Source organism: Metasolibacillus sp. FSL K6-0083 (assembly GCF_038630865.1).
GTDB classification, from domain to species: Bacteria; Bacillota; Bacilli; order Bacillales_A; family Planococcaceae; genus Metasolibacillus; species Metasolibacillus fluoroglycofenilyticus.
The window spans coordinates 3,795,280-3,802,500 of record NZ_CP152046.1; the positions used below are offsets into that span (position 1 = coordinate 3,795,280).

Sequence of the window (7,221 nt, forward strand, 5' to 3'; positions counted from 1 at the left end):
ACAGTTTCTTTTTGACGAAAAAAAGCGGAATTTGTTGAATTTTGTTCAGTATTTGTCTAGTTGGACTTTTTATACTGAGAGAAAAAGGCTGGAGGAATGAAAAATGTTGAAAAGCTTATTGCAGGAAAGGGTTGCTCATTTTCAAAACAATGTAAAGGAGCTTGTTAATAATCAAGATGTATTTGGTATTCAAGCAACTTCATTAACTGTGTTAGATAGGGACGTCGTTGTAGGTTATATCGTAGATAAAAAAATTTATTTGAAAGCTGTATGTCCCGGAACAACAACAATTAAATTGGCAGAGGGGGATAAGAAAGCGTTTATAAAGCTTACTGTGCAAAACACGGGAACTATAATAACGGAAATTACACCTTATCTAAAAAATAAACAAGTTGTACCTGTCTTTTTTAGGACTATATTAGGTGAAACAGCAGTTGCGGTTGATTTGAAGGGGGCGCTAGCAAATTACTTAATTACCGAAGGGAAAATAAATGAAGGCAGTTTAATTGAAGAAGTTCACTATGAATCAATGCATCCAAATGTTATCGGCCATTCTATTGATGGCAAGTTCATTTTAGGCTGTCATATTAACGGCTTGCCTTTAACAAATAGACAAGAATATGCGCTAGCTAATCGCATTGTGACATTAAAGTTTTCTAAAATAAATTATCGTTCTAACGGTTTAAAGGCAGTGTTAGATGAAGATATAACGATTACTTTTAGCATAACAAGTCAAATTTTATCTTGATTTTCCATCTTGAAACATTGCTAACAAGGCATTCGCTAAATACTACGGATAAAGGTTTCTTTCTTTGCTCTTTTGATAAAACATGAGACAATATAAGGAGCTTTGAAAGGAGAGAAAACAATGAATCCATTTACATTTTATAACCCTGTAACGCTTCATTTTGGAAACGATGCAATGGAAAAATTGCCACAGGAGCTAGCGAAACATGGTGACAAGGTTCTCGTTGTCTACGGTGGTGGTAGCATTAAGAGCAACGGTGTTTACGATGATGTGCTAACAATATTGAAGCAAGCTAATAAGGAAGTATTTGAATTAGCAGGTGTGGAGCCAAATCCACGCGTTGAAACAGCGCGCCGCGGTGCAGAAATTTGTAAAACAGAAGGTATTGACCTCGTATTAGCAGTAGGAGGTGGCTCGGTTATTGATTGTTCGAAATTAATCGTTGCGGCTGCGAAATACGATGGCGATGCATGGGATTTGGTTATCAAAAAGGCGGTTGCGGAGCAAGCATTGCCATTAGGTGTTGTGCTAACTTTAGCTGCGACAGGCTCTGAAATGAATTCGGGCTCTGTTATTACGAATATTGAAACAGAAGAGAAATTCGGCTGGGGCAGTCCAACAGTATTCCCGAAATTTTCAATTTTAAATCCTAAGTATACTGTAACTGTGCCAAAAAACCATACAATATACGGAATTGTTGATATGATGTCGCATATATTCGAGCAATATTTCCACAATGCTACAAACACACCTGTAACGGATGGCATGTGTGAAGGGGTATTGCGTGCCATTATGGAGGCGGCGCCAAAATTAGTGGAGGATTTGGATAATATTGCACTACGCGAAACGATTTTATTAGCTGGAACAATCGGCTTAAACAATTTCTTATCAATGGGTTCACGCGGAGATTGGGCTACACATAATATCGAGCATGCCGTATCAGCGGTGTACGATATACCGCACGCAGGTGGGCTCGCTATTCTTCAACCGCACTGGATGCGCCATGCAGTGACGGAAAATCCGGAGCGCTTTGCAAGGCTAGCAGTTCGCGTCTTTGATGTTGAGGCAAATGGAAAATCAGCTGAGGAGATTGCCCACGAAGGAATCAATCGCTTAGCTGCTTTTTGGACTTCTATAGGAGCACCAAATAAATTAGCAGACTACAATATTGATAGCACTCATTTTGATAAAATAATTGAGCACACAATGTTTAATGGTCCATTTGGCAACTTTAAAAAGCTTGAAGCGCAAGATGTGCGTATGATTTTAGAAAATGCATTATAAAAAACAGACTAGCAAGTACAGTGCTTGCTAGTCTGTTTTTAACATCTATTAGGAAGTAGGCTTTTCATCGATGTGCTGCCAGCTAACTTGCCCGTCATCCTCGTCAAATAAAATGACGACTTCCGTAACACCTTTTTGACTTAAAATAAGATGTGTTAAATAATCTCGGACGTCATCTAAATAAGCAAGGGAGAGTTTCGGGTCTGCCTCTGCTTCAAGCTCTACATGTAAAAACTCTCCTTCCTTAATAACTTCTAGACGAACAATGTCTTTTACATTTGGCTCTGCCATTACTAAATGGGCTATATGATTAAGCATTTCTTGGTCTGTTTCTCCAATCACACCTCTCGCATTGTCTAAAAATACACGACCAACTACGTAGAACATCATAAAGCCTATTATCATCGAAACAAGTCCCTCAAGTCGATAAAAACCTGTAAAGTAAGCAATTAAAATAGCACTAAATGCAAGAACATTCCCGCTAGTAGCTACTAAATCCTCCATCCACACAAGCTTTGTAGCAGGTTTGGCACGCTTTAAATATTTTACTGATTTTGGAATTGAGGCGAATCCACCATCTTCGGCACCGACTTCATGCAGCACTTCCTTCGCTGCTTTATGCAATACTATCAGCTCCATTACACCACCTATTGCTAATACGCCAAGTGCAATGAACATGCCATTTGATTCTGTGGCTGGAGATAAAAAGTGATGCCAGCCTTCTTTTACTGTTTCGTAAGATAAAATACCAACGATTAAGACCGCTCCTAGACAAACTAAATTAATAAGACGACCAAACCCATTAGGAAATTGTGCTGTAGGTGATTTTTTCGCTAGAGCAGATCCAATGAAAACGAAAAATTGATTTGCCGCATCACCTAAGGAGTGCATCATTTCAGCAAACATTGCAACATTTCCTGTAAAGAAAAAAGCAATTCCTTTAATAATGCCTAAAAATGCATTGACAATTGCGGCTAGCAAGGAAGGTTTATTACCACTTTTAAGTAGTGTGAGAATTTCTCGCATAAGCGTCTCCTTTTAATTATTTAAGATAGTAACTCAATTTCGATTTTTTCTATATAATGTTGCGTATGCAAATCTTTGTAGAGCGTTATTGTATTTTGCTGGACTGTAGTAAAGCGTATGGCAACCTCATGTTCAGTTGTATCATTTGCTACTAACTTGTCACTTATACGAACATTTTCAATATACATTTCATGTTGTTGCATATAGGTGAGGAGCATCGAAATATCATCGTAGTTTTTCAATTGTACTTTCAATGAAAATTCATGCGCCCGTAAACGTTTAGGTCCGATCTTAGTTAGAAATGGTGCGAGTAGCTCAATGCCGAGAACAACTATTAGCACTGTCATAAAGGCTTCGGCATAAAAACCTGCCCCGACAGCAATCCCAATTCCCGCTGCTCCCCAAATCATAGCGGCAGTTGTTAGCCCTGTAATGCTATCATTCCCTTTTCGTAAAATGACTCCGGCTCCTAAAAAACCAATTCCACTAACAACCTGCGCCGCTAGCCGTAGCGGATCCATCGTAATATTAATATCGTCACGAGCAGGTGTCGTATAAGCAGTTTCAATAGAAATAATCGTTAACAAACAGCTAAATGTAGCAATAACTAAACTTGTTTTTAATCCAACCGGTTTCTTTTTTAGTTCCCTTTCAATCCCTATAATTAAACTTAATCCAGCAGCAATAGCTAGTTTAATTAGAGTTTCCATTGAAAAGGCTTCGGTGAGAATGGATAACAATCGTTGTCCTCCTTCTAAACAAAATCATCTATTGATAATGCGTTATATTACTGTAAAATGGATGGATGTACAAGAAAAATTTTAGCGAGGATTACCATCTATGAATAAACCAATTATTAATCCTTATATTCCAATTGTTATTGGCGTTATATCGGTATCATTATCAGCGATTCTAGTAAAATTAGCGAGCGCGGATGCAGGCGTCATAGCCTTTTATCGTATGTTGTTTTCAGTTATACTTATGCTCCCAATCTTTTTATGGAAGTATACAGCTGAAATAAAATTATTAACGAAAAAGGATTGGCTATTTTCTTGCATCGCAGGTATTTTTTTAGCGTTTCATTTTATTTTATGGTTTGAATCATTAAATTACACATCTGTAGCAAGCTCAACAGTTCTTGTGACAATGCAACCTTTATTTGCTTTTGTAGGGACGTATTTTTTCTTTGGAGAAAAAATCTCATTGAAAACGATTGTTGCTGCAGCAATCGCTATTACGGGCAGCATTTTAATTAGTTGGGGTGACTTTCAAATTAGCGGTACAGCCTTGTATGGAGATGTCTTGGCATTAATTGCTTGTGCGCTAGTAACTGGCTACTTATTATTTGGCCAAGATGTTCGAAAAAGAATTTCACTTGTTACATATACAATGGTTGTTTATATGAGTAGCACAGTCTGTCTGTTCTTTTATGTCCTATTTAAGGGAGAATCGTTCGGTCCGTATCCGGGAATGGAGTGGATGTGGTTTTTATTGCTAGCCATTATTCCTAATTTACTTGGACATACCTTATTTAATTGGTCATTAAAGTTTGTCAGCACAAATGTATTATCGATTGCTATTTTATTTGAGCCAATCGGTGCGGCTATATTGGCGTATTATATTTTTAAAGAATATTTAATTGCGACTCAAATTATTGGAGGCGTTGTTGTCCTATTAGGAATACTGCTGTTTGTAATGGATTTTAAAAAAATTAAAAGTTTTTTTAGAAAAACTATTGATTTATAATTTTGTATAGTATATATTATTACTTGTCCTTAACGACAGAATGAAATGAAAACAACACAATAAAGTTTTTGTTGACAGCCAGTTAAGGATGAGTTATAGTATAAAAGTCGCTACCAAAAAGCGATGCGATGATAGTAACATGAACCTTGAAAACTGAACAAGCAAGACGTGAATGAATAAAGTTTCATTGAATAGATGAAACACAATTTTGGACATCGAATGAAGATGCCAGCAAATGTTTTAATGTATCGAAAGCGAAGCGACAGATACAAATTTGAGCTTACTCAAATTCTTTTTATGGAGAGTTTGATCCTGGCTCAGGACGAACGCTGGCGGCGTGCCTAATACATGCAAGTCGAGCGGGCGTTATTTTGGTGCTTGCACCGAAATAACGCTAGCGGCGGACGGGTGAGTAACACGTGGGCAACCTGCCCTGTAGATGGGGATAACTCCGGGAAACCGGGGCTAATACCGAATGATACTTTGAGACCCATGTTTTAAAGTTGAAAGATGGTTCTGCTATCGCTACAGGATGGGCCCGCGGCGCATTAGCTAGTTGGTGAGGTAATGGCTCACCAAGGCAACGATGCGTAGCCGACCTGAGAGGGTGATCGGCCACACTGGGACTGAGACACGGCCCAGACTCCTACGGGAGGCAGCAGTAGGGAATCTTCCACAATGGGCGAAAGCCTGATGGAGCAACGCCGCGTGAGTGAAGAAGGTTTTCGGATCGTAAAACTCTGTTGTAAGGGAAGAACAAGTGCCGTAGTAACTGGCGGCACCTTGACGGTACCTTATTAGAAAGCCACGGCTAACTACGTGCCAGCAGCCGCGGTAATACGTAGGTGGCAAGCGTTGTCCGGAATTATTGGGCGTAAAGCGCGCGCAGGCGGTTTTTTAAGTCTGATGTGAAAGCCCCCGGCTCAACCGGGGAAGGTCATTGGAAACTGGGGAACTTGAGTGCAGAAGAGGAAAGTGGAATTCCAAGTGTAGCGGTGAAATGCGTAGAGATTTGGAGGAACACCAGTGGCGAAGGCGACTTTCTGGTCTGTAACTGACGCTGAGGCGCGAAAGCGTGGGGAGCAAACAGGATTAGATACCCTGGTAGTCCACGCCGTAAACGATGAGTGCTAAGTGTTAGGGGGTTTCCGCCCCTTAGTGCTGCAGCTAACGCATTAAGCACTCCGCCTGGGGAGTACGGTCGCAAGACTGAAACTCAAAGGAATTGACGGGGGCCCGCACAAGCGGTGGAGCATGTGGTTTAATTCGAAGCAACGCGAAGAACCTTACCAGGTCTTGACATCCCGTTGCCCACTATGGAGACATGGTTTTCCCTTCGGGGACAACGGTGACAGGTGGTGCATGGTTGTCGTCAGCTCGTGTCGTGAGATGTTGGGTTAAGTCCCGCAACGAGCGCAACCCTTGATCTTAGTTGCCATCATTCAGTTGGGCACTCTAAGGTGACTGCCGGTGACAAACCGGAGGAAGGTGGGGATGACGTCAAATCATCATGCCCCTTATGACCTGGGCTACACACGTGCTACAATGGACGGTACAACCGGTTGCCAACCCGCGAGGGGGAGCTAATCCGATAAAACCGTTCTCAGTTCGGATTGTAGGCTGCAACTCGCCTACATGAAGCCGGAATCGCTAGTAATCGCGGATCAGCATGCCGCGGTGAATACGTTCCCGGGCCTTGTACACACCGCCCGTCACACCACGAGAGTTTGTAACACCCGAAGTCGGTGAGGTAACCTTTTGGAGCCAGCCGCCGAAGGTGGGATAGATGATTGGGGTGAAGTCGTAACAAGGTAGCCGTATCGGAAGGTGCGGCTGGATCACCTCCTTTCTAAGGATATTTTCGGAATATCTCCTACGGAGATAACATTCACGGATTGCTGTTCAGTTTTGAAGGTTCATCAACGGATGAATACTTCTTATTGTGCTCCTGCGGTTACTCGTCGCAAATACGCGAGGAAGCAAATGCAGGTAGCCTATTTGTTCTTTGAAAACTGGATAAAACGACATTGAAAGTAACAAGTTTTAAATAGATCAAGTAATTGATCGTGTAAGTTCTTAAATCTTATTTCTTTTATGAGATAAGTTGTAACTAACATGAAGGTTTCAAGACACGAGTAGGACAAGGAAGCGATTGAGCGATGGAAGGAGCGTACTTAAGTACGTGACTGACAGAGTGAATGAAGCTGACGCAGTCATACGATGTGTATTGGAAGCCGAAAATGAAGGTTTCGAGATGCGAGCAAGCCAAGGAAGCAGCTTGAGTGAATGAAGGAGCGTACCTCTGTACGTGACTGAATGAGCGAAAGTAGCTGACGCAGGATGGCGATGTATATCGAAAGCTGAAGGTTAAGTTATTAAGGGCGCACGGTGGATGCCTTGGCACTAGGAGTCGATGA

General features: G+C 41.2%; 5 protein-coding genes and 2 rRNA genes (1 of these 7 only partly in view). 5 read left to right on the forward strand and 2 right to left on the reverse strand.

Features of this window, described 5'->3' with window-relative positions; all coding sequences use genetic code 11:
- Nucleotides 1-103 precede the first annotated feature (103 nt).
- Both MHB51_RS17715 and MHB51_RS17720 read left to right on the forward strand, forming a co-directional pair.
- Nucleotides 104-748: a hypothetical protein gene (locus MHB51_RS17715; protein ID WP_342472114.1), complete on the forward strand. Its 645-nt coding sequence runs from the start codon at nucleotides 104-106 to the stop codon at nucleotides 746-748.
- A gap of 120 nt (nucleotides 749-868) precedes the next feature.
- Nucleotides 869-2,032 (forward strand): iron-containing alcohol dehydrogenase, encoded by a 1,164-nt coding sequence (locus MHB51_RS17720; RefSeq protein ID WP_066166400.1) that lies wholly within the window; start codon nucleotides 869-871, stop codon nucleotides 2,030-2,032.
- 48 nt (nucleotides 2,033-2,080) lie between these two features.
- Here the strand turns inward: MHB51_RS17720 and MHB51_RS17725 are convergent, their stop codons facing one another.
- Nucleotides 2,081-3,058: a cation diffusion facilitator family transporter gene (locus MHB51_RS17725; protein ID WP_342558717.1), complete on the reverse strand. Its 978-nt coding sequence runs from the start codon at nucleotides 3,056-3,058 to the stop codon at nucleotides 2,081-2,083.
- Between the two features lie 20 nt (nucleotides 3,059-3,078).
- Nucleotides 3,079-3,768, reverse strand: coding sequence for an MgtC/SapB family protein (locus MHB51_RS17730; RefSeq protein ID WP_066167412.1), 690 nt, complete (start codon nucleotides 3,766-3,768; stop codon nucleotides 3,079-3,081).
- Between the two features lie 130 nt (nucleotides 3,769-3,898).
- Between MHB51_RS17730 and MHB51_RS17735 the strand changes: the two genes are divergently transcribed.
- The 3 genes from MHB51_RS17735 to MHB51_RS17745 form a co-directional block, all read left to right on the forward strand.
- On the forward strand, nucleotides 3,899-4,804 hold the full coding sequence (locus MHB51_RS17735; protein ID WP_342558718.1) for a DMT family transporter: 906 nt from the start codon (nucleotides 3,899-3,901) through the stop codon (nucleotides 4,802-4,804).
- 294 nt (nucleotides 4,805-5,098) lie between these two features.
- Nucleotides 5,099-6,653: ribosomal RNA gene (locus MHB51_RS17740) — 16S ribosomal RNA — on the forward strand.
- A gap of 516 nt (nucleotides 6,654-7,169) precedes the next feature.
- A 23S ribosomal RNA gene (locus MHB51_RS17745) occupies nucleotides 7,170-7,221 on the forward strand (it continues 2,876 nt past the right edge of the window).
- The 16S and 23S rRNA genes sit together here, the layout of an rRNA operon.

Bases quoted from the DNA above. Each gene is read 5' to 3' on its own strand.
- MHB51_RS17715 (WP_342472114.1), top strand. From the start codon at position 104: ATGTTGAAAAGCTTATTGCAGGAAAGGGTTGCTCATTTTCAAAACAAT.
- MHB51_RS17720 (WP_066166400.1), top strand. From the start codon at position 869: ATGAATCCATTTACATTTTATAACCCTGTAACGCTTCATTTTGGAAAC.
- MHB51_RS17725 (WP_342558717.1), bottom strand. From the start codon at position 3,058: ATGCGAGAAATTCTCACACTACTTAAAAGTGGTAATAAACCTTCCTTG.
- MHB51_RS17730 (WP_066167412.1), bottom strand. From the start codon at position 3,768: ATGGAAACTCTAATTAAACTAGCTATTGCTGCTGGATTAAGTTTAATT.
- MHB51_RS17735 (WP_342558718.1), top strand. From the start codon at position 3,899: ATGAATAAACCAATTATTAATCCTTATATTCCAATTGTTATTGGCGTT.